Source organism: Lysobacter dokdonensis DS-58 (assembly GCF_000770795.1).
GTDB lineage: Bacteria > Pseudomonadota > Gammaproteobacteria > Xanthomonadales > Xanthomonadaceae > Noviluteimonas > Noviluteimonas dokdonensis.
In genome coordinates this window covers 121051-147683 of the sequence record NZ_JRKJ01000006.1, presented here as the reverse complement: position 1 = coordinate 147683, position 26633 = coordinate 121051, and the positions used below count along the sequence as shown (strand labels likewise).

The 26633-nt window shown below is 68.0% G+C and carries 31 protein-coding genes; 19 read left to right on the top strand and 12 right to left on the bottom strand.

Going from position 1 to position 26633, the window contains the following annotated elements:
- The 3 genes from rlmKL to LF41_RS06255 are packed head-to-tail and all read right to left on the bottom strand — an operon-like array spanning position 1 to position 3195.
- On the bottom strand, positions 1 to 2157 hold the full coding sequence (rlmKL, locus tag LF41_RS06265; RefSeq protein WP_036167421.1) for a bifunctional 23S rRNA (guanine(2069)-N(7))-methyltransferase RlmK/23S rRNA (guanine(2445)-N(2))-methyltransferase RlmL: 2157 nt from the start codon (positions 2155 to 2157) through the stop codon (positions 1 to 3).
- Position 2158: 1 nt separating this feature from the next.
- Positions 2159 to 2683 (bottom strand): alpha/beta hydrolase, encoded by a 525-nt coding sequence (locus tag LF41_RS06260; protein WP_036167418.1) that lies wholly within the window; start codon positions 2681 to 2683, stop codon positions 2159 to 2161.
- 8 nt (positions 2684 to 2691) lie between these two features.
- Entirely contained in the window at positions 2692 to 3195 is a 504-nt protein-coding gene (locus tag LF41_RS06255) for an MOSC domain-containing protein (protein WP_036167415.1), read from the bottom strand.
- A gap of 55 nt (positions 3196 to 3250) precedes the next feature.
- Here LF41_RS06255 and LF41_RS06250 point away from each other — a divergent pair, with 55 nt between their 5' ends.
- From LF41_RS06250 to LF41_RS06230, 5 genes are all read left to right on the top strand, one after another.
- Positions 3251 to 3820 (top strand): N-acetylmuramoyl-L-alanine amidase, encoded by a 570-nt coding sequence (locus LF41_RS06250; RefSeq protein ID WP_036167628.1) that lies wholly within the window; start codon positions 3251 to 3253, stop codon positions 3818 to 3820.
- A 29-nt stretch (positions 3821 to 3849) separates the two neighbouring features.
- Positions 3850 to 4734: an acyl-CoA thioesterase II gene (tesB, locus tag LF41_RS06245; RefSeq protein ID WP_036167412.1), complete on the top strand. Its 885-nt coding sequence runs from the start codon at positions 3850 to 3852 to the stop codon at positions 4732 to 4734.
- Between the two features lies 1 nt (position 4735).
- Positions 4736 to 5569: a hypothetical protein gene (locus tag LF41_RS16710; RefSeq protein ID WP_052116191.1), complete on the top strand. Its 834-nt coding sequence runs from the start codon at positions 4736 to 4738 to the stop codon at positions 5567 to 5569.
- A 34-nt stretch (positions 5570 to 5603) separates the two neighbouring features.
- Complete coding sequence (locus tag LF41_RS17105; RefSeq protein ID WP_052116190.1) at positions 5604 to 6746, top strand: RNA polymerase sigma factor; 1143 nt, start codon at positions 5604 to 5606, stop codon at positions 6744 to 6746.
- 71 nt (positions 6747 to 6817) lie between these two features.
- Positions 6818 to 7558: an arginyltransferase gene (locus LF41_RS06230; protein WP_036167410.1), complete on the top strand. Its 741-nt coding sequence runs from the start codon at positions 6818 to 6820 to the stop codon at positions 7556 to 7558.
- On the opposite strand, the gene LF41_RS06225 is transcribed toward LF41_RS06230, so the two are convergent.
- Together LF41_RS06225 and purT are read right to left on the bottom strand one after the other, a co-directional pair.
- Positions 7555 to 7971: a hypothetical protein gene (locus LF41_RS06225; protein WP_036167407.1), complete on the bottom strand. Its 417-nt coding sequence runs from the start codon at positions 7969 to 7971 to the stop codon at positions 7555 to 7557. The genes LF41_RS06230 and LF41_RS06225 overlap by 4 nt on opposite strands.
- 4 nt (positions 7972 to 7975) lie before the next feature.
- Entirely contained in the window at positions 7976 to 9166 is a 1191-nt protein-coding gene (purT, locus tag LF41_RS06220) for a formate-dependent phosphoribosylglycinamide formyltransferase (protein WP_036167404.1), read from the bottom strand.
- 65 nt (positions 9167 to 9231) lie between these two features.
- On the opposite strand from purT, the gene LF41_RS06215 reads away from it, so the two are divergent.
- The 7 genes from LF41_RS06215 (at position 9232) to LF41_RS06190 (ending at position 13528) form a co-directional block, all read left to right on the top strand.
- Positions 9232 to 10122, top strand: a complete 891-nt coding sequence (locus LF41_RS06215; RefSeq protein ID WP_036167401.1) for a hypothetical protein — start codon at positions 9232 to 9234, stop codon at positions 10120 to 10122.
- A gap of 90 nt (positions 10123 to 10212) precedes the next feature.
- Complete coding sequence (locus LF41_RS06210) at positions 10213 to 11076, top strand: SPFH domain-containing protein (protein WP_036167398.1); 864 nt, start codon at positions 10213 to 10215, stop codon at positions 11074 to 11076.
- Positions 11076 to 11267 carry a type II toxin-antitoxin system antitoxin gene (locus LF41_RS06205; RefSeq protein WP_036167395.1) on the top strand — a complete coding sequence of 64 codons (192 nt, stop codon included), beginning with the start codon at positions 11076 to 11078 and terminating at the stop codon, positions 11265 to 11267. The genes LF41_RS06210 and LF41_RS06205 overlap by 1 nt, the downstream gene beginning before the upstream one ends.
- Positions 11257 to 11436 carry a DUF4177 domain-containing protein gene (locus LF41_RS06200; protein WP_036167392.1) on the top strand — a complete coding sequence of 60 codons (180 nt, stop codon included), beginning with the start codon at positions 11257 to 11259 and terminating at the stop codon, positions 11434 to 11436. Before LF41_RS06205 ends, LF41_RS06200 begins: the two co-directional genes overlap by 11 nt.
- 11 nt (positions 11437 to 11447) lie before the next feature.
- Positions 11448 to 11639: a hypothetical protein gene (locus LF41_RS16700; RefSeq protein WP_152599911.1), complete on the top strand. Its 192-nt coding sequence runs from the start codon at positions 11448 to 11450 to the stop codon at positions 11637 to 11639.
- 22 nt (positions 11640 to 11661) lie between these two features.
- Positions 11662 to 12465 (top strand): M15 family metallopeptidase, encoded by an 804-nt coding sequence (locus tag LF41_RS06195; RefSeq protein ID WP_036167390.1) that lies wholly within the window; start codon positions 11662 to 11664, stop codon positions 12463 to 12465.
- A complete protein-coding gene (locus tag LF41_RS06190; protein WP_036167387.1) occupies positions 12455 to 13528 on the top strand; it encodes an acyltransferase family protein in 1074 nt (357 codons plus the stop codon). Before LF41_RS06195 ends, LF41_RS06190 begins: the two co-directional genes overlap by 11 nt.
- 14 nt (positions 13529 to 13542) lie before the next feature.
- On the opposite strand, the gene LF41_RS06185 is transcribed toward LF41_RS06190, so the two are convergent.
- The 5 genes from LF41_RS06185 to LF41_RS06165 all read right to left on the bottom strand — a co-directional run bounded on the left by LF41_RS06185 (position 13543) and on the right by LF41_RS06165 (position 17814).
- The gene (locus LF41_RS06185) at positions 13543 to 14229 is read right to left on the bottom strand and encodes a DNA-3-methyladenine glycosylase family protein (protein WP_036167384.1); all 687 of its coding nucleotides are present in this window, start codon (positions 14227 to 14229) and stop codon (positions 13543 to 13545) included.
- A 10-nt stretch (positions 14230 to 14239) separates the two neighbouring features.
- A complete protein-coding gene (locus tag LF41_RS06180) occupies positions 14240 to 14608 on the bottom strand; it encodes a DUF423 domain-containing protein (protein ID WP_052116189.1) in 369 nt (122 codons plus the stop codon).
- 85 nt (positions 14609 to 14693) lie between these two features.
- On the bottom strand, positions 14694 to 15767 hold the full coding sequence (locus LF41_RS06175) for a polyketide cyclase (RefSeq protein WP_036167381.1): 1074 nt from the start codon (positions 15765 to 15767) through the stop codon (positions 14694 to 14696).
- Positions 15768 to 15895: 128 nt separating this feature from the next.
- A complete protein-coding gene (locus tag LF41_RS06170) occupies positions 15896 to 16549 on the bottom strand; it encodes a response regulator (RefSeq protein WP_036167378.1) in 654 nt (217 codons plus the stop codon).
- Entirely contained in the window at positions 16546 to 17814 is a 1269-nt protein-coding gene (locus LF41_RS06165) for a sensor histidine kinase (protein WP_084073423.1), read from the bottom strand. The genes LF41_RS06170 and LF41_RS06165 overlap by 4 nt, the downstream gene beginning before the upstream one ends.
- 142 nt (positions 17815 to 17956) lie before the next feature.
- Between LF41_RS06165 and LF41_RS06160 the strand changes: the two genes are divergently transcribed.
- From LF41_RS06160 to LF41_RS06140, 5 genes are read left to right on the top strand one after another with little or no spacing between them, the layout of a single operon-like run.
- Positions 17957 to 18559, top strand: a complete 603-nt coding sequence (locus LF41_RS06160; protein WP_036167375.1) for a GNAT family N-acetyltransferase — start codon at positions 17957 to 17959, stop codon at positions 18557 to 18559.
- On the top strand, positions 18556 to 19329 hold the full coding sequence (gene minC / locus LF41_RS06155) for a septum site-determining protein MinC (protein WP_036167608.1): 774 nt from the start codon (positions 18556 to 18558) through the stop codon (positions 19327 to 19329). The genes LF41_RS06160 and minC overlap by 4 nt, the downstream gene beginning before the upstream one ends.
- Positions 19330 to 19372: 43 nt before the next feature.
- Positions 19373 to 20182 (top strand): septum site-determining protein MinD, encoded by an 810-nt coding sequence (minD, locus tag LF41_RS06150; RefSeq protein ID WP_036167373.1) that lies wholly within the window; start codon positions 19373 to 19375, stop codon positions 20180 to 20182.
- Between the two features lie 3 nt (positions 20183 to 20185).
- Complete coding sequence (gene minE, locus LF41_RS06145) at positions 20186 to 20449, top strand: cell division topological specificity factor MinE (RefSeq protein WP_036167371.1); 264 nt, start codon at positions 20186 to 20188, stop codon at positions 20447 to 20449.
- 4 nt (positions 20450 to 20453) lie between these two features.
- A complete protein-coding gene (locus LF41_RS06140) occupies positions 20454 to 20942 on the top strand; it encodes a hypothetical protein (RefSeq protein ID WP_036167368.1) in 489 nt (162 codons plus the stop codon).
- On the opposite strand, the gene LF41_RS06135 is transcribed toward LF41_RS06140, so the two are convergent.
- Positions 20939 to 22903: a M2 family metallopeptidase gene (locus LF41_RS06135; protein WP_036167364.1), complete on the bottom strand. Its 1965-nt coding sequence runs from the start codon at positions 22901 to 22903 to the stop codon at positions 20939 to 20941. The two genes, LF41_RS06140 and LF41_RS06135, sit on opposite strands and share 4 nt — an antisense overlap.
- Positions 22904 to 22983: 80 nt before the next feature.
- The gene (locus tag LF41_RS06130) at positions 22984 to 25011 is read right to left on the bottom strand and encodes a protein-L-isoaspartate(D-aspartate) O-methyltransferase (protein ID WP_036167361.1); all 2028 of its coding nucleotides are present in this window, start codon (positions 25009 to 25011) and stop codon (positions 22984 to 22986) included.
- A gap of 92 nt (positions 25012 to 25103) precedes the next feature.
- On the opposite strand from LF41_RS06130, the gene LF41_RS06125 reads away from it, so the two are divergent.
- Both LF41_RS06125 and LF41_RS06120 read left to right on the top strand, forming a co-directional pair.
- Complete coding sequence (locus tag LF41_RS06125; RefSeq protein WP_036167358.1) at positions 25104 to 26204, top strand: aromatic ring-hydroxylating oxygenase subunit alpha; 1101 nt, start codon at positions 25104 to 25106, stop codon at positions 26202 to 26204.
- A 95-nt stretch (positions 26205 to 26299) separates the two neighbouring features.
- Complete coding sequence (locus LF41_RS06120; protein ID WP_036167355.1) at positions 26300 to 26593, top strand: hypothetical protein; 294 nt, start codon at positions 26300 to 26302, stop codon at positions 26591 to 26593.
- Positions 26594 to 26633: the final 40 nt, after the last annotated feature.

Here is a 26633-nt window from a genome sequence, read left to right as displayed (position 1 = left end):
TCAACGTGCGTCCACGCCCAGGCGGCGCAAGCGCCAGCAGCGGTGGATGCGGGCGTCGCGTGCGAAGTCCGGCGGAATCGTCTCGCTGGTGATGTCTTCGATGGACGCGAACTCGGACAGCGCCTCTTCGTCCAGCTTGAAGCGGCGGTAGTTGTTCGAGAAGTAGAGCGAGCCGCCCGGCGCCAGGCGCATCAACGCGGCGCGCAGCATGCGGACGTGTTCGCGCTGCACGTCGAAGTCGGCGGCGCGCGCGGAGTTCGAAAAGGTCGGCGGGTCGCAGAAGATCAAATCGTAGTCGCCGCGGTCGGACAGCAACCATTGCATCGCGTCGGCCTGTACGAGGCGGTGACGGCCGCCGCCGATGCCGTTCTCCTGCAGGTTGTCCGACAACCATTGGAGGTAAGTGCCGCTGAGGTCGACGCTGGTGGTGCTCGATGCCCCACCCTGCGCGGCCTGCACCGTCGCCGCGCCCGTGTAGCAGAACAGGTTGAGGAAGCGCTTGTTGCGTGCCTCATGGGCGATGCGCAGCCGCAACGGGCGATGGTCGAGGAAGACGCCGGTGTCGAGGTAGTCGAACAGGTTCACGCGCAGGCGCGCATCGCCTTCCTTCACGACGAGGTATTCACCCCGGCGGTCGAAGCGACCGTACTTGCTGCCGCCCTTGCCGATACTGCGCGTCTTGAGCGCGATGCGTTCCTTCGGCAAACCGAAGACCTCGCGCGCGGCGGCGAGCAATTCGTTGAGGCGCTTGCGCGTGGTGGCTTCGGGAATCTCCGCTGGCGCGGCGTATTCCTGCACGTGCAGCCAGTGCTCGCGCGAATCGGCGGTCGTGTAGACATCGATGGCGGCGGCGTATTCCGGCAGGTCCGCGTCGTAGGCGCGGTAGTTGTCGATGCCGTCCTTCTCGCGCCAGGACTTGAGCTTCTTGAGGTTCTTGCGCAGGCGGTTGGCGACCATCTGCGCGCCTTCGCTCAACACCGGCGGCGGCGCGTCGACGTGCCGCTGCGGCGGTGCGATGGGGTCGCACACGATCAGCGTGCATTCGATCGCACCGTTGAAGAGCTGATAGCGCTTGTTCGCGCGCAGGCCGGTGGCGCGGGCGAGTTCGTCGTCGCCGCACAGCAGGCTTGCGCGCCATTCGGGCGTATTGCGGCGCAATGCATCGCCGAGTGCGCGATAGAGCGCGGGGTCGGCGGCCAGGCGTGCGTCGTACGGCGGATTGCACACGACGAGGCCGCGTGGCCCGAAGTCGGTCGCGCGCGTCAGTGTTTCGACCGGCGTCGGACGCAGGTCGAGCCCGTGCGTCACGCCGGCGGCCTGCGCGTTGCCGCGCGCGGCTTCGAGGATGCGTCCATCGGCATCGCTGCCGAAGAACGCGGGACGCAGTGCGAGCAAGCCGGCATCGCGGCGTTGCCGTGCATCGTCGACCAGCGATTGCCATGCGGCCTTGTCGAAGCCGTACCAGCGCGTCGGCGTCTGGGCGCCGTGGCGTTGCAGGCCCGGCGCCACGTCGGCCGCCATCAATGCGCCTTCGATCAGCAACGTGCCGCTGCCGCACATCGGATCGAGCAGCGCCGCGCCATCGCGATACAACGTCGGCCACTGCCCGCGCAGCAACACCGCCGCCGCGAGGTTTTCCTTCAACGGCGCTTCGCCCTGCGCGCGGCGCCAGCCGCGGCGATGCAACGGGCCCCCGCCGAGGTCGATCGACAAGGTCGCCTTGTTCTTGCGCACGACGAGGTTCAATCGGACGTCGGGGGATTCGATGTCGACATCCGGGCGCGCGCCGGTGCGCTGGCGCAGCACGTCGACCACCGCGTCCTTCACGCGTTGCGCGGCATAGCGCGCATGCGTGAGCGCTTCGCCGGACACGTGCGCATCCACCGCAAGCGTGTGGCCCGGGCCCAGGTGTTGTTCCCAATCGACGGCGGCGACACCGGCGTAGAGCGCGTGTTCGTCGGGACAATCAAATTCGGCGATCGGCCACAACACGCGGCTGGCCAGGCGCGACCACAGCACTGCGCGCTGCGCGTCGATCAGTTCACCTTCGACATTGGTGCCGGCCATCGTCGCGGTCGCGCGCGTGCATCCGAGCGCCAGCATTTCGTCGGCCAGCAGGTATTCCAGGCCCTTGCCGCAGCTTGCGAAGAACTTCATTTCAGAGTTTGCCCAGCAGTGCCGCGAAGGCGTCGGCACTGGCTTGTACGTGCGCGGAGAGGCGATGGGTGTCGTCGACCATCAGCAGGTTCGCGCGGCGCCCTTGCGCCCAGGCGATGACGTCGCGCGCGGGAATGAGTTCGTCGTCCCATCCGTGGATGATCGACGTAGGGATGCCGGCGGCGTCGAAGGGATGCGCGGCGTTCAAGGCGATCGGCGGCGCCATCAGGAACAGTCCGGCGACCGGCACCTGCAACGAAACGTGCCCCGAAATCCACGCGCCAAGACTGGAACCGGCGAGCACGAGCGGGCCGTTGGCCGCCGCGTCCTTCGCCAACCCCATCAGGCGCTGCACGCGTGCGGCGACATCGCCGAGGTCGCTGATGTCGCGCTTGGCGTCGAGGTCGGTGAAGTCCGGGCGTTCGTGCGTCCAGCCGAAGCGCTCGGCCACGTCGGCGAGCGCCGTGACTTTGGTGGCGTCGGGTCCGCTTTCGAACCCGTGCGACAAGATGCAATGACCGCGCATGACCGTCCTTAGTCTTCGATGGCCGATACGGCATCGCCGATGCGGAACATCCCGCCTTCGACGATGCGCGCGCACAAGCCGCCCATGTTGCGCATCGCATTGAAGCCGCCGGGGCCGAGCGCTTCTTCCATGCGCGAGCACGGGTCGCAGCTGTCGGTGCCTTCGAGGATCACATCGCCGATGCGGAAGCGCCGCCCCTTCAACGCGATCAGCGGGATGCCCGAGACAACGACGTTGCGACGGAGCAACACCGGCGAGACCGAATCATGGCCCGACAACGCCGCGATGGCCGGCAGGTGCTCGGCCTGGATCAGCGTGACGCCGCGCTTGCCGCTGCCGCCGGTGTAGCGGTCGCCGACCAGGCCCTTGCCGGTTTTCGCTTCCGCGGCATCGGCGGGGGCCATGGGGACGTCGCGCTTCGGGCGCAGGCCGATCCATTCCACGCGGCCGGCGCGCGGCAATGTCGCCATGAGGCGGCCGAGGGCGGATCCGGGCGGGGGAATGGCGGGCATGCGGCACGTGCGGGGGAGGCAACACGGCGATGCTAGCATCGCGGCCATGGTGCCCATGCCGCCGCCGGAGCTTCCGGTCGAATCCACGCCCCTGCCCTACGAAGCCCGTCTCGACGCGCGCCCGCGCGCGCAGATCGACCTCGTGGTCATCCATTGCACCGAACTGCCGGACCTGGCCACCGCGCGCGAGTACGGCGAGCGCGTGCTCTATGCCGACTCGGGCCAGGGCAACAGCGGGCACTTCTACATCGACCGCGACGGCGCCGTTCACATGTGGGTTGCGCCCGAACGCGTGGCGAACCACACGCGCGGCTACAACCCGCGGTCGATCGGCATCGAGCTGGTGAACACCGGGCGCTATCCGCGCTGGCTCGACGCGAACCACCAGGCGATGGACGAGCCGTATACGGAAGCGCAGATCGTCGCGCTCATCGCGTTGCTGAAGGTGTTGTCCGACGACTATCCGGCGCTGCAGTTCATCGCCGGGCATGAAGACCTCGACACGACGACGGTCGCGGCCGAAGACGACCCGGCGCAGACCGTGCGCCGCAAGCGCGATCCCGGGCCGTTGTTCCCGTGGGACCGCGTGCTGCGGCAGGTGCGATTGAAACGACTGGAGCCGTGATTCCAGCGGGCCGCCCCTATACTGCGGCCATGACCGCGCCCGTTTCCGAACTGATCGAACTGCTGTCCCTCGAACGCCTCGAGGACAACCTGTTCCGCGGCCAGAGCCGCGACATCGGCACCAAGTACGTCTTCGGCGGACAGGTGCTCGGGCAGGCGCTGTCCGCGGCGCAGGCCACGATGGATGCGGTGAAGGAGCCGCGCAGCGCGCATTCGCTGCATGCCTATTTCCTGCGCGCGGGCGACATCGAAGCGCCGATCGTGTACCTGGTCGACCGCACGCGCGATGGCGGCAGTTTTTCCGTGCGCCGCGTGACGGCGGTGCAGCACGGACAGCCGATCTTTTTCCTCGCCGCATCGTTCCAGCGCGAGGAAGGCGGCCAGGGCCAGCATCAACTCTCGATGCCCGAAGTGCCGATGCCCGAAGACATCGCCGCCACGACGGACCTGGCGCCCGAGCAACTCCAGAAGCTGCCGTCGAAAGTGCAGCGGTGGCTTTCGCGCCAGGGGCCGTTCGAATTCCGCCACGTGTATCCGCGCGACGAGTTGAATCCGCCCAAGCGCCCGCCGTTCCAGCACGTGTGGTTCCGATTGAGCGAACGCGTCGGCGATGCGCCGGAACTGCACCGTGCGTTGCTCGCGTACGCGTCGGATTTCCACCTGCTCGGCACGGCGACGTTCCCGCACGGCATCAGCTATTACCAGCCGAACGTGTTGATGGCCTCGCTCGATCACGCGCTGTGGTTCCATCGCCCGTTCCGCGCGGACGAATGGTTGCTGTATTCCATCGACAGCCCGAGCGCGCAGGACGGCCGCGGCCTGGCGCGCGGGCAGATCTACGACCGCCACGGCAAGCTCGTGGCGAGCACCGCGCAGGAAGGCCTGATCCGCGTGGCCAACGAGACGAAGGACTGACATGCGGCAGGTGTTCTCCAGTCCCCGCATCGCCAACGTCGAGGGCATCGCGAAGATGCTCGAGGCCGACGGCATCGAGGTGCGTATCACGCACGGGCGTTCGTACAAGAGCGGCTGGAGCGGTCGGCGCACGTACAAGGATTCCGAAACCGGAGGCCCGTTGCCTGCTGTGTGGGTGGTGCGGTCCGAAGACCAGCCGCGCGCGCGGCAGATCCTGCGCGAGGCCGGCTTGCTCGATTCCACGCGCGGCGGCAGCGACAGCTTCCTGCCCGACGCGGTCCTGCATGTCAGCGAACGCACCACGGCCACGCCGACCAAGCGTGCGTTCCGCTACAAGATCGGGTTGCTGATCGCGATCGTGCTGGCGGTGGCGCTGGCGTGGATCGCGGCGCATCGGGCAGGCAAGGCGCCGACGGCGGCCGCGCCGACGGCGAAGCCCGCTGCGACCGCGCCGGTCGCCGTGCAGACGGCGCCTGTCGATCCGGTGCCCGGCGCCTATCCGGTGGAAACACCACCCGCGCTCGCGACGATGCTCGCGGGCGTGGAGCTCGCGGCGGACGCACCGAAAATCGCGTGCCTGCAGATCGACGGGGCGGCCGCTTCGAAGGACGTCACCGCGGCCCTGCCCGCTTCGACCCAGCTCGATTGCACGGACACCACCGGCACGAAGTCGCTGGTGATCGACGTCCGGGGCTATCGCACGGATGGCTCGGGCACGGGTACGGTCGAGCTGGCGGTGACAAGCGCGGGGGCGCAGGCCACGCAGGTCCGCACGCTGCTGGTCCGCCGCACCGAGAACGAGTGGCGCGTGTTGCGCGTCCTCTCGGTCCGTTGAGTCACATCCGGCGCGCGGCGACGTCCTGATCGGCATGGACACGACAATCGACCAGCTGATCCGCCTGAACCTCCCCGCCGCCCGCGACGGGGACCGCGACGCCTACGGGCGCATCGTCGCCGCCTGCCAGAACACGATCACCGCGATCGCACTGGCGATCACGCGCGACGTGCCGAGCAGCGAGGACATCGCGCAGGACGCCTTCCTCAGCGCGTGGCAACACCTGCGCCGCCTGCACAACGCCGACAGTTTCCTGCCGTGGCTGCGGCAGATCACGCGCAACCTGGCGCGCGACCACCTGCGCGCGAAGGTGCGCGGGCCGTTCCAGGGCGACGACGTGGAAGCCGCGATCGCCGCGGCGGCGGATCCCGCGCCTTCGCCGATGCACGCGCTGATCGATGAAGAACAACATCGCGCCGCCGCCGACGTGATTTCCGCGTTGCCCGAGGACAGCCGCGAAACCTTGTTGCTGTTCTATCGCGAAGGCCAGAGTTCGAAACAGGTCGCGGCCTTGCTCGGGTTGTCGGACGCGGCGGTGCGCAAGCGCCTGTCGCGTGCGCGGCAACAGGTACGCGACGATCTGCTCGCACGCTTCGCCGAATTCGCGCAGGGCTCCGCACCTGCGGCGGCGTTCGCGACCATCGTGACGAGTGCACTCGTGGTCGCCAGCCCGCCCGCCGCGGCGGCGACGCTGATCGGCGGTGCGGGCCTCGGCGCCAAGACCCTGGGCCAGGTGCTGCTCGGCGCCGCGACCGGCATGGGCATCGGCCTGGCGGCGGCGAGCGCCAGCATCTTCTGGGGCTGGCGCAAGCAGATGCGCGAAGCGATGGATGCGCAAGAACGGCGCGAACTCACCCGTTCGGCCATCGTGAACGTCTTCGCGATCTTCGGTTACCTGGTCGCCATGTTGCTGACCACGACGTGGACGCGCGGTTGGGTCGTGGCGAGCGTGGCGACGTGCGTGTTCATGGGCATGGTGTTCTGGCAGACCGGCGTGGTGCAGCCGCGGGCGAAGGCGCGCCGGTTCGCGCAGGAAGCGCGCGTGGACCCGGAGGGCGCGGCCAAGCGCCGCCGCCGCGAGCGCATCCAGTGCCGCATCGGGCTGGTGGTCGGGTCCATCGGCGGGTTCGGCGGGCTGATCGCCGGGCTGGTGGCCTCCGGCCGCATTGCGTTCTGACGCGAGCCCCGGCACTTCGTCCGGCGAGGACGCGACGGCGCCTTCGCATTCGATGGGTTTATGCTCGGGCCATGGGCGCCAACAACACCCCGGACCAGGACGAGCTGCGCGTCTTCCACACCGGCGACCACGCGTGCGGCTACTGGCCCACGCGCATCGCGCGCGACCTCGTCCTCGACCCCCGCGACCCGCGCATGCCCAACCTGTATCCGTTGGCGCTGGGCTGGGGCTTCCGCCGTTCCGGCGACATCGTGTATCGCCCGCATTGCCAGGGGTGCCGCGCGTGCGTGGCGGTCCGCATTCCCGTGTCGCAGTTCGTGCCCAACCGCAGCCAGCGGCGGTGCCTGGCGCGCAACGCGAGCGTCGAGGCGCGCATCGTGCCGGCCGAACGCACCGAAGAACAATTGGCGTTGTACCAACGCTACCTGCGCGCGCGCCATCGCGGCGGCGGCATGGACGAACACGGCGGCATCGAGTTCGACCAGTTCCTGATCGGCAGTTGGTCGCACGGACGCTTCATGGAGTTGCGCGAGCGCACCGAAGGCAAGGGACCGGGGCGGTTGTTGTCGGTGGCGATCACCGATGTCGTCGAGAACGCACTGTCGGCGGTGTACACGTTCTTCGATCCGGATCTCGCTGATCGCGGGCTTGGCACGTTGTCGCTATTGCGGCAGATCCAGTGGGCGCAACGCGACAACCGCGCGCACCTGTACCTCGGCTACTGGATCGAGTCGCACGACAAGATGGATTACAAGCGCCGGTTCCGTCCGCTCGAAGCGTTCGACGGGCGGGCGTGGCACCCGATGGATTAGCCTTCGGGCGGCAGGTTCGAGGATTCGGCTTTCGTCGTGACCGCGGGCGCGTCACCCGATTGCGGGACGGCTTGCGTCGGTGCACTCGGTGCAGGCGCCTGTTCGGACACCGGCGGCAGCGAGGCCATCAATGCCGGCGCCACGCGCGGCGAGAAACCGAAGCCGGCTTCGCTGCGCGCGGAGACGACCATCTTCACCATCGAGCCCGGCACCATGAGTTCCAGCGCGACCGAACGGCCGTCGTTGGTCTGCGCCATGATCGTCATCTCGATCAGGCCGCCGCCGGTGTCGATCTCATGGCAGAGCACGTGTTCGCCGCCCGGGCCTTCGCGCAGGTACGGCTTGATCGCCTCCCCCAGCGCTTCGAGCGCCTGCGGGAAGAAGTAGACGACGTAGCCTTCGGATTCGTTCATCGCGTCATTGTTCCAGACGAATGGTGATGGCCGCGGCGGCGTCGCGCGCAAGGGCGCGGGCCTGATCGATATCACTGCCGCGCGCGAGCGTCACGCCAACGCGGCGGTGCCCTTCCACGCGCGGCTTGCCGAACAGGCGCAGCGCGGTATCGGGTTGCTGCAACGCGCCTTCGACGTTGTCGAACACGGGGATGCCGTGCCCCGTGGCGAGCATCGCGCAGGAGGCCGTCGGGCCGAGTTGGCGAATGACGGGAATCGGCAGGCCGAGGATCGCACGCGCATGCAGCGCGAATTCGCTCAGGTCCTGCGAGGCCAGCGTCACCAGGCCGGTGTCGTGCGGTCGCGGCGAGACTTCCGAGAACCACACCTGATCGCCCTTGATGAAGAGCTCGACGCCGAACACGCCCCAACCGCCGAGGTTGTCCGTCACCGCCTGCGCGACCTCCTGCGAACGACGCAGCGCCTGCGCCGACATCGCCTGCGGCTGCCAGCTTTCGCGATAGTCGCCGTCGCGCTGCAGGTGACCGATGGGATCGCAGAAACTCGTGCCGCCGGCATGGCGCACGGTGAGCAGCGTGATTTCGTATTCGAAGTCGATGAAGCCTTCGACGATGACCCGCCCTGCGCCGGCGCGCCCGCCGGTTTGCGCATACTCCCACGCCGCGTCGATGTCGGCGTCGGTGCGCACGAGGCTCTGCCCCTTGCCCGACGAGGACATCACCGGTTTGACGACACATGGCAACCCGACGGCGCGTACGGCGTCGCGATAATCGTCGAGCGTGTCGACGAAGCGATACGGCGACGTCGGCAGGCCGAGCGTTTCGGCGGCGAGGCGGCGGATGCCTTCGCGGTCCATCGTCAAGCGCGCGGCGCGCGCGGTGGGGATGATGCGCGGGCCGTTGCCTTCGGCTTCGATGTCGACCAGCGTCTGCGTGCTGATCGCTTCGATCTCGGGCACGACGATGTCCGGGCGTTCGCGCTCGATCAGCGCGCGCACCGCGGCGCCGTCGAGCATGTCGAGCACGTGGCGGCGATGCGCGACCTGCATCGCCGGTGCATTCGGATAGCGATCCGCGGCGATGACTTCCACGCCGAAGCGTTGCAGTTCGAGGGCGACTTCCTTGCCCAATTCGCCCGAGCCGAGCAGGAGCACGCGCGTGGCGTGCGGCGATGACGGTGTGCCGATGGTGGGCATCGTTCAGGGCCTGGTGGCGAAGGCGCGTAGTGTACCCGCGCCGGCCATGCCATCCTGCGCGCCTCATGCGCCCGATCCCTGCCCTCGCCGCCCTGGCCTGTTGCGCGCTGCTCGCCGCGTGCGAAGGCAGCAAGGTCCCGCAACCGAGGCTCACGGGCGTGATCCTCGATGGCGCGATCGACGAGACGAGCGGCCTTGCGTCCTCCACGCACCATGGCGATACGTTGTGGTTGTTGCAGGATGGCGGCAACGGGGCGTTCCTCCACGCGATCTCGCGACGCGGCTCGCGGATCGCCACCGTGCGCATCGCCGGTGCGCGCAACACCGATTGGGAAGACCTCGATTCGTTCGAATACCTGGACCGGCATTGGTTGTTGATCGCCGATACCGGCGACAACGGCGGCCTGCGCCGCACCGCGCAATTGCACGTGGTGGCCGAACCCGATCCGATCCGCGACGGCGCGACGTTGCGGCCGTCGTGGTCCATCGCCTTCCGCTGGCCCGACGGCCCGCGCGATTGCGAGGCCGTCGCGGTCGATGCGCGCGCTGGCGAAGTGCTGCTGATTTCGAAGAAGCGCAAACCCGCGCAGTTGTTTTCCGTGCCACTGCGGCCTGCGCGCGGGGTGGTCGTCGCGCGCCGCATCGGCACGCTGGCCGAAGCGCCTGCGCCGACGACGGGCGACGCGCGGCGCGATGCACTCGGCCGGCAGATCACCGGCGCCGATCTCTCGCCCGACGGCCGCACCCTCGCGGTCCTCACCTACGACCGGCTGCTGCTCTACACGCGCAGCCCCGGCGAACCGTGGGCGCGCGCCGTCGCGCGCATGCCCGCCGCGCAACCGCTGCCGTGGCTGCACCAGGCGGAGGCCATCGCCTGGGCACCCGACGGCAAGGGCCTGATCGCGACCGGCGAGTTCAGCCCGGCGCCCCTGGTCTGGTTGCCGGCGAGCCGCTGACCGCGCCATTCGTCGCCCGACCATTGCGGGTCTGATATCAAAGTGATATCAAATGAGCGCGCCCCAATCCCGGGGCTTGCGAGGCCTTCGATGAAAGAGAACCCCATCCGTTCCGCCGCGGGCATCCCCATGCTGCTCTTGCTGCTGGCGGTGCTGCTGGTCGGCGGTTTCCTGATGTTCAACGGCGTCCGCACGGCCGCCCCCGCCTGGATCATCGCGGGCATCCTCATCAACCTGCTCGCCTTCTTCTGCCTGTTCGGCCTGTACATGGTCGAGCCCAACCAGGCCGCGGTGCTGAGCCTGTTCGGCAAGTACGTGGGCACGGTCAAGGAGAACGGCCTGCGCTGGAACAACCCCTTCTTCGGCAAGAAGAAGGTCAGCCAGCGCGTCCGCAACTTCGAGAGCGGCAAGCTCAAGGTCAACGAGCTGGATGGCAGCCCGATCGAGATCGCCGCGGTGATCGTGTGGCAGGTCGTGGATTCGGCCGAAGCCGTCTACAACGTCGACGACTACGAAAGCTTCGTGCACATCCAGTCCGAGTCCGCGCTGCGTGCGATGGCCACCAGCTATCCCTACGACCAGCACGAGGAAGGCCAGTTCGCACTGCGCAGCCATGCCGCCGAGATCTCGCAGCACCTGGAGAAGGAGCTGTCCGAACGCCTCGCCGACGCCGGCGTGCAGGTGCTCAACGCGCGCATCAGCCACCTGGCCTACGCGCCGGAAATCGCGCAGGCGATGCTCCAGCGCCAGCAGGCCAACGCGATCATCGCCGCGCGCACGCGCATCGTCGCCGGCGCCGTGGGCATGGTCGAAATGGCGTTGGCCGAACTGCAGAAGAACGGCGTCGTGCACCTGGATGAAGAACGCAAGGCGCAGATGGTCAGCAACCTGCTGGTCGTGCTGTGCGGCGAACGCGCCACGCAGCCCATCGTCAACGCGGGCACGCTGTACTGATGGCTGAAAAGAAGGCCTATCCGCTGCGCATCAACGCGGACGTGCTGAACGCCGCGCAGCGGTGGGCCGACGACGAATTGCGCTCGCTCAACGCGCAGATCGAATACGTGCTGCGCGAAGCGCTGCGCAAGGCGGGGCGCCTCCCGGCGCCGCCGCCGACGGACGAAGAGGAACGCAACGATGGCCGGTGATCGCTGGAACTACCAGGTCGTGGAAGTGAAGCCCGGCTTCATGGGCCTCTCCCGCGAAGTTGTGCAGGAAAAGCTCGTGCAACTCGGCCTGCAGGGCTGGGAACTGGTGAGCGTGGTGCAGTCGCACCCGTTCAAGCCCGTGCAGATGTACCTCAAGAAACCCATGTGAGGAGGCGCGCCATGGCGACGTCGCATCGAGGGTATGTCACCGCTTCGGCGGTCGTGTTCACCGTGGTCGCGTTGGCGCAGGCCTGGCGCGCAGCGGTCGGTGCGCCGGTGGAGATCGGCGGACAGGCGATTCCGGTCGCGTTTTCTTGGATCGCCGCGGTGTTCGCCGGGGGCCTGGCGGCATGGGGCTGGCGCACCCGTTGACGGTGTCGGGTAACCTTGGCGGATGCGAGGCATCGCCCGAGTGTTGCTCAATACGCCGGACATCGAACTGTGGCCCGGCGGCCTGCTGCGCGCGCGCAGCAACCACGATGCGCGCCTCCTGGCGCGCGCCACGCGCGTGTTGCGACGCAAGCGCGACGGCCGCTATCTCGCGGCGGAACTGCCCGAAGGCCTGATGCCGCTGGTGCCTTCGCTCCATCGCGAGGCAGGCATCGAAACGGCGCTGGATCTGCTCGAAGCCTTCTCGCCGCACACGCGATGGGGCATCGAACGTGTTTATGAACTGCCCCTCGCTCGCCTGCACGAACGCCTCGACCAGCTCGGCATCGAGGAAGGCGACTATGCCGGCCGCACGGGGTTGGAGTTGGTCGCCGAACCCGACCGCCTCGACTTCGCCGGCTTCGACATGTTCCGCCGTCCGCTGTGGCTGCTGCCCGGCGCTGCGCGCGCGTGGCTGCACATGCAGGGCGACGCCTTGCGCGCGGGCGTCGTACTGGATTCGATCAGCGGCTATCGCTCGCACGATTACCAACTCGGCATCTTCGAGCGGAAACTCGCGCGCGGGCAGTCCGTCGACGAGATCCTCAACGTCAATGCCGCGCCCGGTTTCAGCGAACACCACGGCGGGCGCGCGCTCGACATCGGCACGACGGACGAGCCGCCGGCGGAAGAATCGTTCGAGAAGACGCGCGCATTCGAATGGCTGCAGGCGAACGCCGAAGGCCACGGTTTCGCGTTGAGCTATCCGCGCGACAACCCGCACGGCATCGTCTACGAGCCGTGGCACTGGTGCTGGCGTGGGGTTTGATCCGCGGCGCGCGCCGACGGTCGGCGCGGCCTGGGACGCGGGGCGCAATCATTTCAACCTGATCCGCCTCGTCGCCGCATGGATGGTGATCTACGGCCACGCATGGGCGATCACCGGCGCGCCAGGCGGCGACGTGCTGGCGCACCTGACGGGGTTCAAGTTCGCCGGCGGCATCGCGGTGGATATGTTCTTCGTGATCAGCGGGTTCCTGATCGCGGCGAGTTTGTCGCGAAACACGGTCCGCGGTTATCTCACGTCGCGCGCCTTGCGCTTGTTGCCGGGATTGGCGGTGTGCGTGGGGCTGACGACGTTCGTGATGGGCGGCTTGCTCACGACGGCGCCCGATTTCTGGACGACGGGCTGGGCGTATCAGTACGCGCTGTCCAACGCCACGCTGTGGCAGGCGCTGTACGACTTGCCGGGCGTGTTCAAGGACCTGCCGCGCACTGCGGTCAACGGCTCGCTGTGGACGCTGCCCATCGAAGGGCGGTTGTATCTCGCGTTGCTCGTGCTGGGCGTCGTCGGGTTGTTGCAGGCGCGACGCTACGTGTTCGTGTGGGCCGCGCTGATGAGCGGCGTGTGCGGCGCGTTGCTCGCGGGCGTCGTATTTCCAGAGCATCGCGTGAACCTGATCTGGTGCGCGTTGTTCTTCGCGACGGGCACGCTGTGCTGGGTGTATCGCGAACGCGTGCGGCTGACATGGGTGGTCGTCGTCGCCCTGCTCGTGTGCGCGGCCGCGCTGCGCGGGACGCAATGGTTCGCCGTGCCCTACTTCGCCCTTGTCGTGTACGGCACGTTGTGGCTCGCCTTCCTGCCGCACGCGCCGCGGCTGGCGCACCATGATTTCTCGTACGGCTTGTATCTCTACGGCTGGCCGGCGGCGCAACTCGTGCAGACGTATTCACCCGGCGCGCCGATGCACAACGTGCTGTGGGCGAGCGTGCTGGCGTTCGCGTGCGCGGTGGCGAGCTGGTTCCTCGTCGAGCGTCCCGCGCTGCGGTTGAAGCGGCGCTTCGGCACGCGCTCGCCGATCGAATCCCCGGCTCGCGCGACGAACGCCTGATCGGGCAGCGCGGCTCAGCCCTGCGAGCGCTTCACCGGTTTGGCGTCCTTCGCCTTCGGCGCATTGGCCATGTCGGCGATGCGCCACAGGTACAAGCTCGCGTAGGTGCGGTACGGGCCCCACTTTTCGCCGCGCGCCATGAGCACTTTCGGCGCCGGCATTTCTTCCAGCTTGTCGATCGCCTGCGCGCCCTTGCGGATGCCGAGGTCGTCGACGGGCAGCACGTCGGGGCGGCCGAGGCGGAACATCAGCATCATCTCCACCGTCCAGCGCCCGATGCCACGGACCGGCACGAGCGCGGCGATGATCGCGTCCTCGTCCATCGTCGCCATCTGCCTGAGCGTGGGGATTTCGCCGCGTTCCTCGCGCAGCGCGAGGTCGCGCAGCGCGAGCGATTTGTTGCCCGACACGCCGCACGCGCGCAACGCGGCATCGTCGATGCGCGCGAGCGTGTCGCAGTGGAAGCGGTCGCTGGCGATTGCGGTTTCGACGCGGCCGACGATCGTCGCCGCGGCCTTGCCGCTCAACTGTTGGTAGAGGATCGCGCGCGCCAGTGCGTCGACGGGGTCGAAGGGCTTGCGCCAGCGCGGATCGGCTTCGATCGGGCCGATCTTCTCCATCCATTTCCCGAGCTTGCGGTCGCGCTTGGTCAGGTGCGTCCAGGCCGCGTCGGTGTCGAATCCCCTCGTGCGTCGCGCCATCGTGTCTCCTTCAGCGTCGCAGGCAATGCAGGGCGAACAGGATCCACCCCGCGATCGCGATCATGCCGCCGAGCGGCGCGAATGTCGTGGGCCATCCGGCCACCGCGGCGCCGACGAGGCTGCCGGCGAAGAGCACCACCGATGCGAGCAACGCGAGCAATGCGGTGGCGCCGACCCAATGCGCGCCGTGGCGCGCGAGCGCGGCCAGCGCGACGCCGTGACCGAAGGCGAAGCACGTGGCGATGATCAATTGCTCGCGTGCATGCGGTTGCAGCGTGGCGTGCATCGCGTAGGCGGAGAGCGCGACGGCGCAGGCGGCGAAGAGCGCGCCGGAGAAACCGGTGAGGCGGATCAACAACGTGCGGTCGCCGGTGCGCATGCAGCTCCTCCAAAAGACGAACGCCGCACGGGGCGGCGTTCGTCGTGGTTCCGGACCCCCGCCTTCGCGGGGATGGCGGCTGAAATTACTTCAGCTGCCAGTAAAGCTGGTAGTGGCCTTCGTCGGTGAAGCCCTGGTCCACGCCATTGGTCCACGCTTCGAACGGGCGACCCGTCGTTTCGTAACCGTGCGTCATCGTCCAGGCGCGCAGCGAGTCGCGGACCTTGGCGAGGTTGATCATGTGGCCGGTGAAGCCGGCGGTGGCGTAGCGCGCGGGCGTGGTGCGCACGAACTGCACCTGCTGCTCCAGCTTCGGCGCCGGGATTTCCGTGGCCGGGCCGGTCTCGCCCTTCTTGCGCACCGGCATGGCGGTGTCGAAGGAATAGGCGTCGGCGGCGAACTCGGTGGTGATCACGCGCAGCGGGCCGGCGGCTTCGAGACCGTTGGCGTCCATGACCTTGCGGATCCACTGGACGTTGGCGTTGATCGCCAGCTGGATCTTGTCGGGGTCGCGTTCGACGGTAGCCGGGGCGAAGAGCAGGTTCTCCGCCGGGACGTCGACGACCTTCGGCAGGTCCGCCTGGTCCTTGCGGCCGAAGTCGGCGTTGTAGTCGTAGTTGGGAACGCTGGCGAGCGTGTTGGTCAGCTTGCCCAGGCCCAGCTTGATGTCGTCGCCGACCGAACGGATGTACAGGCCCGAGTAACGGCCCATCAGGTCGAAGCCGTAGTCGACGTCGTAGGTCTGCGTGATTTCGACGTTGCGGTTGTTGCGGCCCGTCGGCTTCAGCGTGAACTTGGTCTTCTTGTCGGTGCCGCGCGAGCTGTCGACGATGTCGTATTCGATCAGGCTGGGCTCGCTCTTGGTGAGCGTCCACTTGCCCGTGCCGACCTGCTTGTTGTTGGAGGTGTATTCGAAGCCGGCGCCGACGCCCGAATCCGGACCGAAGAACTTCCAGTCCATGCGGGGGTCGCGCAGCGCGAGGGTGTTCCATTCCTTGAAGCGGCGCGGGCTCGTGAGCGTGTCGCGCACGATCACCATCTTGCGATTCGTCTCGATGCTTTCGGACACGTGGCGCGAAGACGGCAACGCGATGCCGACGACGACGAACAGCACGGCGACGATCGCCAGGGAAATCAGGATCTCGATCAAACGGGTCATTCGGAAGGTCTCCAGACCGGGCCGCCGCCGGGCGGCCCGCACAGACCGGCGATCCTAGCAGGAGAGCGGGTGTACCTGCGAGCCACCGGCGCGCACGACCGGCGCGCCGCGCCGGGCCGTGCCATCCATCACACCAATTGCAGTTCGAACGCCTTCAGCACCGCACGGGTGCGGTCGCGCACGCCGAGCTTGGACAGGATGTTGGACACGTGGTTCTTGATCGTGCCCTCGGCCACGCCCAGCGAATTGGCGATCTCCTTGTTGGAAAAGCCGCTGGCCATCAGGCGCAGGATCTCGGTCTCGCGGTCCGTGAGGGGGTCCGGCCGGTCGAGGCTGACGAAGTCGTTGCGCATGTGCTCCAGGCCCGACAAAAGCCGCTGTGTCACGGCCGGTTGCACGAGCGAGCCGCCTTCGGAGACGGTCTTGATTGCGCCGACGAGCTGCTCCAGCGTCACGTCCTTCAGCAGGTAGCCCTTGGCGCCGGCCTTCAGCCCTGCCAGGACCAGCTGGTCGTCATCGAAAGTCGTGAGGATGATGGTCGGCGGAAGGGCATTGGCGCGGCCCAGCGCCTGCAGGGCTTCCAGGCCCGACATCACGGGCATGCGCATGTCCATGAGGACCACGTCGGGCTGGACCTGCGGGATGAGTTCGACGGCCTGGCGCCCGTCCCCGGCCTCGGCGACGACTTCCATCCCCGGGGCGAGGGCCAGCAACGAACGGATGCCCTGCCGCACGAGGGTCTGGTCGTCGACCAGGCAGATGCGGATGGTGGCGGTGTTCATGACGCGGTGGCTCCTTCGGGGGTGGTCTCGCCCGGCGCGGGCGGGGTTTGCGTGGGATTGGACACTTCGGCGGGCGCGATGTTGCCCAGCGGCGCGCCCAGCGTGGTCACCGGCAGGGCCAGCCGCAGCCGGAACCCGGAACCGTTGCCCGAGTCGACCTGCAACTCGCCGCCGTGCTGCGCCAGGCGCTCGCGCATGCCGCGCAGGCCGTTGCCGGGCACGAGCGATTCGGCGCCCGTGCCATCGTCGCGCGCATCGATGAGGATGCCGCCGTCGATCCGGCGCGCATCGATCCACAGATTGCGCGCGCCGGCGTGGCGCACGGCGTTGGTGATGATTTCCTGCGTGCAGCGCAGCAGCACGTGCGCGCGCTCGGGATCGTCGAGCGTGAGCGGCTCCTCGATGTCCATGTGGATCGCGAGCGAAGGCACGTTTTCCGCCAGTGGCCGCAGCGCGGCGCCCAGGTCGATCGCCCCGCCCTCGCGCAGCTGGCTCACCGCTTCGCGCACGTCGGTCAGCAACAGGCGCGCGAGCGTGTGCGCCTGCTGCACGTGTTCCTTCACCCGTCCGTCGGACAGATGGCCCGCGACTTCGAGGTTCAGGCTCAGCGCGGTGAGGTGGTGCCCGAGCAGGTCGTGCAGCTCGCGCGAGATGCGCGTGCGCTCGTTGACGCGCGCGCTTTCGGCGAGCAATGCGCGTGTCGCGCGCAATTCGGAATTCAGCCGTCGTTGCTCTTCGCGCGCCTGCGCCTGTTGCCGCGCGACCAGGCTGGTGACGAACACGAATCCGGAGAAGCCGGCGTACAACACCGACTGCATCAGCGCTTCGAGCAGCGGGAAGTTCAGGCCGTGCACGAACACCGGCACCACCGCGAGCTGGCTCAGGACCAGCCACGCCACGCCCAGCGGCAAGGGCAACAGCCACGGCAGCACGCACGCGGCCACCATCAACAGCACGCTGCCCAGGCCGCTCTCGTTCCAGTAGCTCACGCCCACCGCGGCCAGGGTGAGGACGAGCAGCAGCGCGAAGTCGCCCACGGTGCGCCGCCGCACGCCCAGGCCGCGCGTCAGCCACGCATAGCTGACGCCGAAGGCGAAGTACGACACCCAGCCCTGCCACGGCATCGGGCGCAGCGCGAGTTGTTCCTCCGCGCCCTCGCCGATGAGCGGCACGAGCCAGGAATAGACGAGGGGCAGGCTGACGACGGCCCAGGTGAACAGGCCGGCGTAGCGCAGGAGGCGGTCATGGCCGAATCGGGCGAACATGCCCAATCCTAGCCCTCCGGGGCAATCGGTGCGGGAGGCCAGAAGTCATGCCCCCGCCGCCGGATCGCGTGCGATAATCCGCGCCAGCGCCGGGGACAGCGCGTCCCTCCCGCCGTACGACCCAGGAAGACCGGAGCCGCCGATGTCGATTGTTGTCCGCGACGTGCGAGAGCACGAGCTGGATTCCGTCCTTGCCCTCAACAACGCCGCCGGCCCCGCCATCCTGCCGCTCGACGCGGCAACGCTCCGCAGCTCCTTCGATTCCGCCGAATACTTCCGCGTCGCCGAGCGCGACGGGACGATCGCCGGCTTCCTCGTCGGGTTCGGTTCGGACAGCGGTCACGTGGGCGACAACTTCGCGTGGTTCCGCGCACGCACGCCGGCGTTCTTCTACATCGACCGCATCGTCGTGGCCTCGCGCCGCCGCGGCGGCGGCGTGGGCCGCGCGCTGTACGCCGACGTGCAGAGCTATGCCGAACTCCGCCATCCGCACCTGTGCTGCGAAGTGCTGCTGGAACCGGGCACCGACCACGCCCTGCTCTTCCACGGCAGCTTCGGCTTCCGCGAAGTCGGCCAGAACGTCATGCACAACGGCCACCGCGCCGCGATGCTCATGAAGGAGCTGTGCAGCTACGCGTGGGTGCGCGAAACCTACGGCGACGCCCTGCCCGACGCGCCCTGGATGCCGATGCCGCGCGCGCAGTCGCGCATGCTCGCGCACCGCCCCACCGGGACGTGCGCGTGAGCACGGCCATCGATTACGAACAGGCAGGCGAACTCAAGATCGGCCAGGTCGGCATCGCCAACCTGCGCGTGCGCACGCTCGACGTCGCGCAACTCGCGGCTGAAATGCGCGATCGCGTGCAGCGCGCGCCCAAGCTGTTCGCGCGCGCCGCGGTGATCCTGGATTTCGGCGGCCTGTCGAAGACCCCCGACGTGGACACGGCGCGCAAGCTCGTCGCCGGCCTGCGCGAGGCCGGCGTGCTGCCGGTGGCGCTGGCCTACGGCACGCGCGAGATCGAAGAACTCGCCGCCGCGCTCGAACTCCCGCTGCTCGCCAAGTTCCGCGCGCAATACGAGCGCACCGGCGATGCACCGGCCGAACCCGCCGCGCCCGCGCCGCGCGCGTCGTCGAAGACGGCGCCCGAACCGCCGCCCGCGCCCGCCGTGTCGCAACAAGGCGCCGCACCGGGCATGATGCAAGCCGCGCCCGTGCGCAGCGGCCAGCAGGTGTACGCGGAGAACAGCGACCTCACCGTGCTCGCCACAGTCGGCGCAGGCGCGGAAGTGATCGCGGACGGCTCCATCCACATCTACGGTGCATTGCGCGGTCGCGCGCTCGCCGGCGCGCAGGGCAACGAGAAGGCGCGGATCTTCTGCCGCGAGTTCCACGCCGAGCTCGTCGCCGTGGCCGGCCACTACAAGGTGCTGGAAGACATTCCGAAGGACCTGCGCGGCAAGGCGGTGCAGGTGTGGCTCGAGCAGGGGCAGCTCCGCATCGCGGCGCTGGACTGAAACCTTAGAACAACAACAATAAATTTCAGAGGGAGGACATCACTTGGCCGAAATCATCGTAGTCACCTCCGGCAAGGGCGGCGTGGGCAAGACCACGACCAGCGCGAGCCTGGCGTGCGGTCTGGCGAGGCAAGGCAAGAAAGTCGCCGTCATCGACTTCGACGTCGGCCTGCGCAACCTCGACCTGATCATGGGTTGCGAGCGCCGCGTGGTGTACGACTTCGTCAACGTGATCCACGGCGAGGCCTCGCTCAAGCAGGCGCTGATCAAGGACAAGCGGTTCGACACCCTCTTCGTGCTGGCCGCGTCCCAGACGCGCGACAAGGATGCGCTGGCGAAGGAAGGCGTCGAAAAGGTTCTCAACGACCTCGCCGAAGACGGTTTCGATTACATCGTTTGCGACTCGCCGGCCGGCATCGAGAAGGGCGCGTTCCTCGCGATGTACTTCGCCGACCAGGCCATCGTCGTGGTCAATCCGGAAGTCTCCTCGGTGCGCGACTCCGACCGCATCCTCGGCCTGCTGGCGTCCAAGACGCGCAGGGCGGAGAACGGCGAGCGCGTGAAGGAATTCCTGCTGCTCACCCGTTACAGCCCTTCGCGCGTGGAAACCGGCGAGATGTTGTCGATCACCGACGTCGAGGAAGTCCTCGGCCTCAAGACGATCGGCGTCATCCCGGAATCGGGCGACGTGCTCAATGCATCGAACAAGGGCGAGCCGGTCATCCTCGACCTCGAATCCAACGCGGGCCAGGCCTACGACGATGCCGTCGCGCGCCTGATGGGCCAGGAGCGGCCCATGCGTTTCACCACCGCCGAGAAGAAGGGATTCTTCAGCAAGCTGTTCGGGGGCTGACGCATGTCGATCTTCGATTTCCTGAAGCCCAAGAAGAACACCGCCGCCGTCGCGAAGGACCGCCTGCGCATCATCATCGCGCAGGAACGCAGCGCCTCCGGCGGCCCCGATTACTTGCCCCTCCTGCGTCGCGAGTTGCTCGAGGTGATCCGCAAGTACGTCAACGTCGACGCGGATGCAGTGAAGGTCGACGTGGTCAAGGACGGCGAGCACGACGTGCTGGACATCTCGGTCGCGTTGCCGGAGGAGCGCGCGGCGGTGGGCTGACGCGATGTCGGTGCTGACGCTGGCCGACATCGACCACGGGCACGTCGCCGCCCTGCTCGGCGCGTACGGGTTGCAACTCGTGCACGTCGACGATGGCGAACCGATTCCCGGCAGTTACTGGGGCGAGCCCGAAGCCGGGCTCGTCGGCGCGACCGTGTTCGCACGCGCCGACACGCCGGTGCATTCATTGCTGCACGAAGCCGCGCATCTGATCGTGTTGCCGCCCGAGAAGCGGGCGTTGGTGCATACCGACGCCACCGATTCGATCGCCGAAGAGGACGCCGTCTGCGTCCTGCAATCGCTGCTCGGCGATGCGATCCCCGGCGTCGGCGCCGCCCGCGTGTTCGCCGACATGGACGCGTGGGGCTACACGTTCCGCCTGGGCTCGGCCCGCGCGTACGTCGAACAGGACGCGACCGAAGCCTGGGACTGGCTCGCCCGCCGCGGGTTGGTCGACGCCGAATCGAAATCCCTCGTCGACCCGGCGATTTAACCCTTCGCCGACGGCGACGCGTTCCACCCGCAGGTCTTGCCTTCGTTCTGCTTCTTCAGCCAATCCTGCAACGGCGCGAAGTATTCGAGCACGGGGGCGGCGTCCATCTTGTCGCTGCCGGTCATTTCCTTGAGCGTGGCCTGCCACGGCTGGCTCGCGCCGCGCGCGAGCATCGCCTGGAATTTCTGCCCGGCGGCCTTGTTGCCGTAGAAGCTGCACCCGTGCAGCGGACCCTTGTAGCCGGCGGTGTCGCACAGCGCCTTGTAGAACTGGAACTGCAGGATCTTCGACAGGAAGTAGCGCGTGTACGGCGTGTTGGCCGGCACGTGGTACTTCGCGCCCGCGTCGAAGAACTCCTCGCCGCGCGGCGCGGCGGGCGCGACGCCCTGGTACTTCGCCTTCAGGTCCCACCACGTCTTGTTGTACTGGTCGGGCTTGATCGAACCATCGAACACGCCCCAGCGCCAACGGTCGATCATCAACCCGAACGGCAGGAACGACACGTTCGCCAACGCCATGCGCATCTGCGCGTTGATCAACGCCTGGTCGCTCTGCTGCTGCTCGTCGACCAGCCCGATCGAATGCAGGTACTGGGGCGTCATCGCCAGCACGATCGTGTCGCCGATCGCTTCATGGAACCCATCGTGCGCGCCGCTCTGGAACAACGGCGGCAGGTTCTTGTACGCGGTGTAGTAATAGACGTGCCCGAGCTCGTGGTAGATCGTCGTGAAATCTTCTTCGTTCGGCTTGATGCACATCTTCGTGCGCACATCGTCGGCCATGTCCATCGGCCACGCACTCGCATGGCACACGACATCGCGATCGCGCGGCTTGATGAACTGCGAGCGCTCCCAGTACGTCGCCGGCAACTTCGGCATGCCGAGCGAGTCGTAGAAATCCTCCGCGCGCTCGGTCATGTGCTTGGCCGTGGCGAGCTGCCCGGTGTAGCGCATGTCGGCGAGCTGCTCGGCGGTCGGGGAACCGTTGTGCTGCGCGAGCGCGAGGTTGTAATCCTGCGTCGCCATTTCCTGCAGGTTCGCCGTGACGTTGAGGTCGCCGCCGTCGGGATACGGCTGCAGGATGTCCCACAGGTTGCTCCAATCCTGCTGCCACATGTTGCCCATCAGGTGCGCGGGCAGCATGCCGCCGGCGACTTCGCCGCGCTCGCCGTACTTCGCGTCGAGCTGCGTGCGCGCGTAGCAATGCAACTGGTCGTACAACGGCTTGACCTGGCCCCAAAGGCGATCGGTGTCGGCCGCGAATTGCGCGGGCGTCATGTCGTAACCCGAACGCCACAGCTCGCCGGTGTCGGCGTACCCCATGTCGCGCGCGCCGATGTTCGACAGCTCGACGAACTTGACGTAGTCGGCCTTGATCGGCTGCGCGACGGTGTGCCAGCCCTGCCATGCGTCGAGTTGTTCGTCGTAATCGCGGCTGCTGCGCAGCACGTCCTCCAGCTCGCCCAGGTTGCGGCACGACTTCGACGTTCCGGTGGTCTTGCAGTACGTGCCCTTGCCGTACATGCCTTCCATCTTCGTCGCGACTTTCGTCAGCGCTTCGAGTTGCGCCGGATCCTTCGGCGGGGGCAGGTCGGCCTGCAGCTTCAGCAACTGGATCGCGCGCGCGGTCTGCGGCGAGAGTTGCTGGCCTTCGTACTTGCGCGATTGTTCGATCCAGCCCAACAGGCGCGTGAGGTTGCGCTCCTCGGCCTTGGATGCCACCAGCTCGCTGTCGACGGTGATGTCGGTCTGCGACAGCCACTGCGCGGCCGACAGCTCCGCGTAGTTCTTTTTCATCTCCGCGTTGACGCGCGCGACGAACTGGTCGGCGGTCTCCCCTTCCGGCGCCGGGCTCACCACGCCGGTATGGGTCGGTGCGGGCTCGGCGGGCTTCTTGCAGCCGGCGAGCGCGAGCACGCCGGCGGACACGGCGACGGCGAGCAGGAGGTGGCGTGGCTTCACGGGGCGGTCCTGGGTCGGGCGCCGGGCGGGCGCGAGGAACGGCAGGCTAGCAAAGCGGCCGTCGTCCCGTCATGCGCGCGCTACAGGCCGAAGGGGTATGTCTCCGGCACGGCGTCCGTCGCATGCCGGTCGGCGCCCAATGGGCGCACAGCGCGCGTTTCGTCGAACCACACCCAGGCGTCGAACTGTGCCGGCAACACCGCCTGCGCGTAGTGGCTGAAACGCTCGGTCTCGGGCCGGTAAACCACGCCGATGAAACGCTCCAGCCGCGGCTTGTCGAGTGCCTCGCGCAGCGGGCCATGCACGCCCTCGCGCAAGTCGAGGAGGAAACGCAGCACACGCGCGCCCTCGCGCACCGAGTCGTGGCACTGTGCCTCATAGCTGTCGGCGAGCGACGGGCGCACGCTCATGACCTGCATGGGCGCGTCCCAATCCGAAGCGGCCGCCACGGTGCCGGTATGCGTGCCGAACCCGATCGTCGACGCCGCGCTGCCCCAGCGCTTCTTGCACAACTGCCCGAGGTTGAACTCGCCCCGCATGCCCATTTCGGTGAACCGCGCATCGCCGATGTGCGAGTTGTGCGCCCACACCACCGCGCGCGATTGCGGCCCGCCCGCATCGAGCAATTGCTGCAGCGTGTCGAACATGTGCTGGTCGCGCTGGTTCCAGGATTGCGCGGCGCCTTCGTACATCGTGCGGTAGTACTTCTCCGCGTTGCGCACCAGGCGCGCGTTCTGCGTGGCGTCGAACCATTCGGTCGCCTCGCCCGGCCCGTCGTCGGCGATGTACTCCCGGTGCTTGTCGAGCAGCGCCATCAGCGTCTTCATCACCGCCGGCTCGCACAGCGCGTGCCCCGCGCGCACGGACATGCGCCCGTATTCGGCTGGGTCGCGGGTCCACGGCGTGAGGCAGGCGTAGCGCTCGCGGGCCGCGTGCGCGGCGTCGGGGTCGACGTCGTCGAGGTAATCGATCACCGCGCGCATGGAGGCGCCCATGCTGTACAGGTCCAGGCCGAACAACCCCGCGCGGTCGCCCATCGCACGATCGGCGTTGAAGCGATGCAACCATTGCACCACGGATTCGAATTCGCGATTGCGCCACATCCACGTCGGGAAGCGCTGGAACGGCTTCTCCGCGTTCTCGCGCGGCGGGCGATGCCGCACGTAACGGTCCAGCGTAGCCATGTCGGGCCAATCGGCTTCGGCCGCGACGATGCGGAACCCGTGATGCTCGACCAGCCGCCGCGTGATCGCCGCACGCGCGCGGTAGAACTCCGACGTGCCATGACTCGCTTCGCCGAGCAGCACGACCCGCGCATCCGCGAAGCGGTCGAACAGCGCGCCGAACGCAGGATCGTCGAGGTTCGGCAACGGCTCGGCGGCCTTCGCGATCTTTTTCGGCAAGGTCGTCACGGGCGCGTCGTCGCGGTCGCGCGGCGTCGGCATCGGCCGCGATCCATCCTCGGCCCATCCGTAGGTGCCGATCAGCGGCACGAACGCGACATCGTCGAAGTCCTGCTGCTCGAAGCGGAACTCGCCCGTCCGGATCACGCGCACCAACCGCTGGTGATGCAACGTGCGTCCCACGGGCATCACCAGGCGCCCGCCGATCGCAAGTTGCTGCTTCAGCACTTCGGGGACGTCGGGGCCGCCGGCCGCGGCGAGGATCGCGTCGAACGGCGCCACTTCCGGCCATCCGCGCGTGCCATCGCCGGTGCGCACTTCGATGTTGCCGTAGTGCAGTGAGTCGAACCGGCCGCGCGCCAGGGCGGTCAATTGCGCGTGGCGCTCGATCGTGTAGACGCGCGCCGCGATCTGCGCCATCACCGCCGCCGCATAACCGGATCCCGCGCCGATTTCCAAAACGCGATCCCCGGGAGCGACACGCGCGATCTCGATCATCCGCGCGACGATGTAGGGCTGCGAAATCGTCTGCCCCGCCGCGATGGGCAACGGGCCGTCTTCGTAGGCGTAATCGCGCATCGAATCGTCGACGAACCGCTCGCGCGGAACCGTGCGCATCGCGTCGAGCAGGCCGGCGTCGTCGATGCCGCGCGCAGCGATCTGGTGGCGCACCATGGAGTCGCGTTGGAAGCCGAAATCGGGCATGCGCTCACACGCAGTTCGCAGTCCACGACAACCTAACGAACGCAGGGTCGAAGCGGCGTGACCCGCCCCATCCGCCGGCGTATCCTCGCTGGATGGACAAGACCACGCTCCAGGCCCCGCCCCCGCCGGCCGATCTCGCCCCGCAGCCGCTCGACCACGCCACCGCCCTGCCCGCGCGCTTCTATGCCGATCCGGCGTATGTCGCCGTCGACCGCGCATTGATCTTCGACCGCGGCTGGCAGCTGATCGCGCACGTGTGTCAGTTGCGCAACACCGGCGATCACGCGATCGGCAACTTCGCCGGTTTGCCGGTCGTCGCCGTGCGCGGCGCCGACGGCGTGATCCGCGTATTCCACAACGTGTGCCGGCATCGCGCGGGTCCGCTCGCGCAATGCGACGGCCTGGGTGCGAAGGCATTGCGCTGCCGCTACCACGGCTGGACGTACACGCTCGACGGCACGTTGCGTTCGGCGCCGGAAATGGGCGATGCGCCGGACTTCAACGTCTCCGACATCAAGTTGCCGCAACTTGCGGTGCGCGTGTGGCAGGGGCTGGTGTTCGCGTGCGTGGATGCGGCGCGCGCGCCGGACTTCGATGCGTTCGTCGACGGCATCGATGCGCGCATCGGCGACGATCGCGGGCTCGAACACTACGGCCACCATCATCGCGTGGCGTACGACGTCGGGTGCAACTGGAAGGTCTACATCGACAATTACCTGGAGGGCTACCACGTCCCCCACGTGCACCCCGGCCTCAACAAGTTGCTCGACTACCGCAGCTACGTCACGCAGACCGCGCGCTGGTATTCGTTCCAGTGGAGTCCGCTGGAAAGCGGCGACGAGCTCTACGGCAACGGCGATGCGCTGTATTACTGGATGTGGCCCAACACGATGCTCAACATCGTGCCCGGCCGCCTGCAGACCAATCGCGTGATCCCGCTGGGCGTGGACAAGTGTCGCGTCGAATTCGATTTCTACTACGCGATGGACGACAGCGCGCAGGGCATCGCGCGCCGCGCGGCGGACCTGAGCTTCAGCGACGAAGTCCAGGTCGAAGACCTGACCATCTGCGAGGACGTCCAGCGCGGGTTGTCGTCGGGCTCCTACGTCGCCGGCCGCCTGAATCCGTTGCGCGAGAACGCCGTGCACCATTTCCACGAACTGCTGCGCGCCACGTACCGCGACGGGAAATGAGCGTTCCGCGTCCGTCACGGCCGTGACGGACGTTCATGTCGCGGCAGACGGGTCGTTCGTAGAATGCGCGGCGTGTTCCACAAGGGGTGTCCTCCATGCGCCTGACCGTCCTCGCCACCGCCGTTTCCGCCGTCCTGCTGCTCGCCCCCGCGGTGCACGCACAGGACGCCCGCAAATCTTTCACGGCCCAGGGCCCCAGCGAGAAGGCCGCGTGCGACGCCGCCAACAAGCAGGCGCGCGACTGGACCAGGCAGGGCAAGTCGCAGGGCCGCTCGCGCGAACTGCTGGATGACGGCAAGTGCACCTGCGCTGCCGCGGGCGATGCGCAGTCGTGCACGCTGGACGTCGCCGTTCGCGACGAGCAGCACGAGGAAGAAGAGGAACGCTGATCGTGGATGCAGCGCCAGGGAAGGCGATCTCGACGCGGCG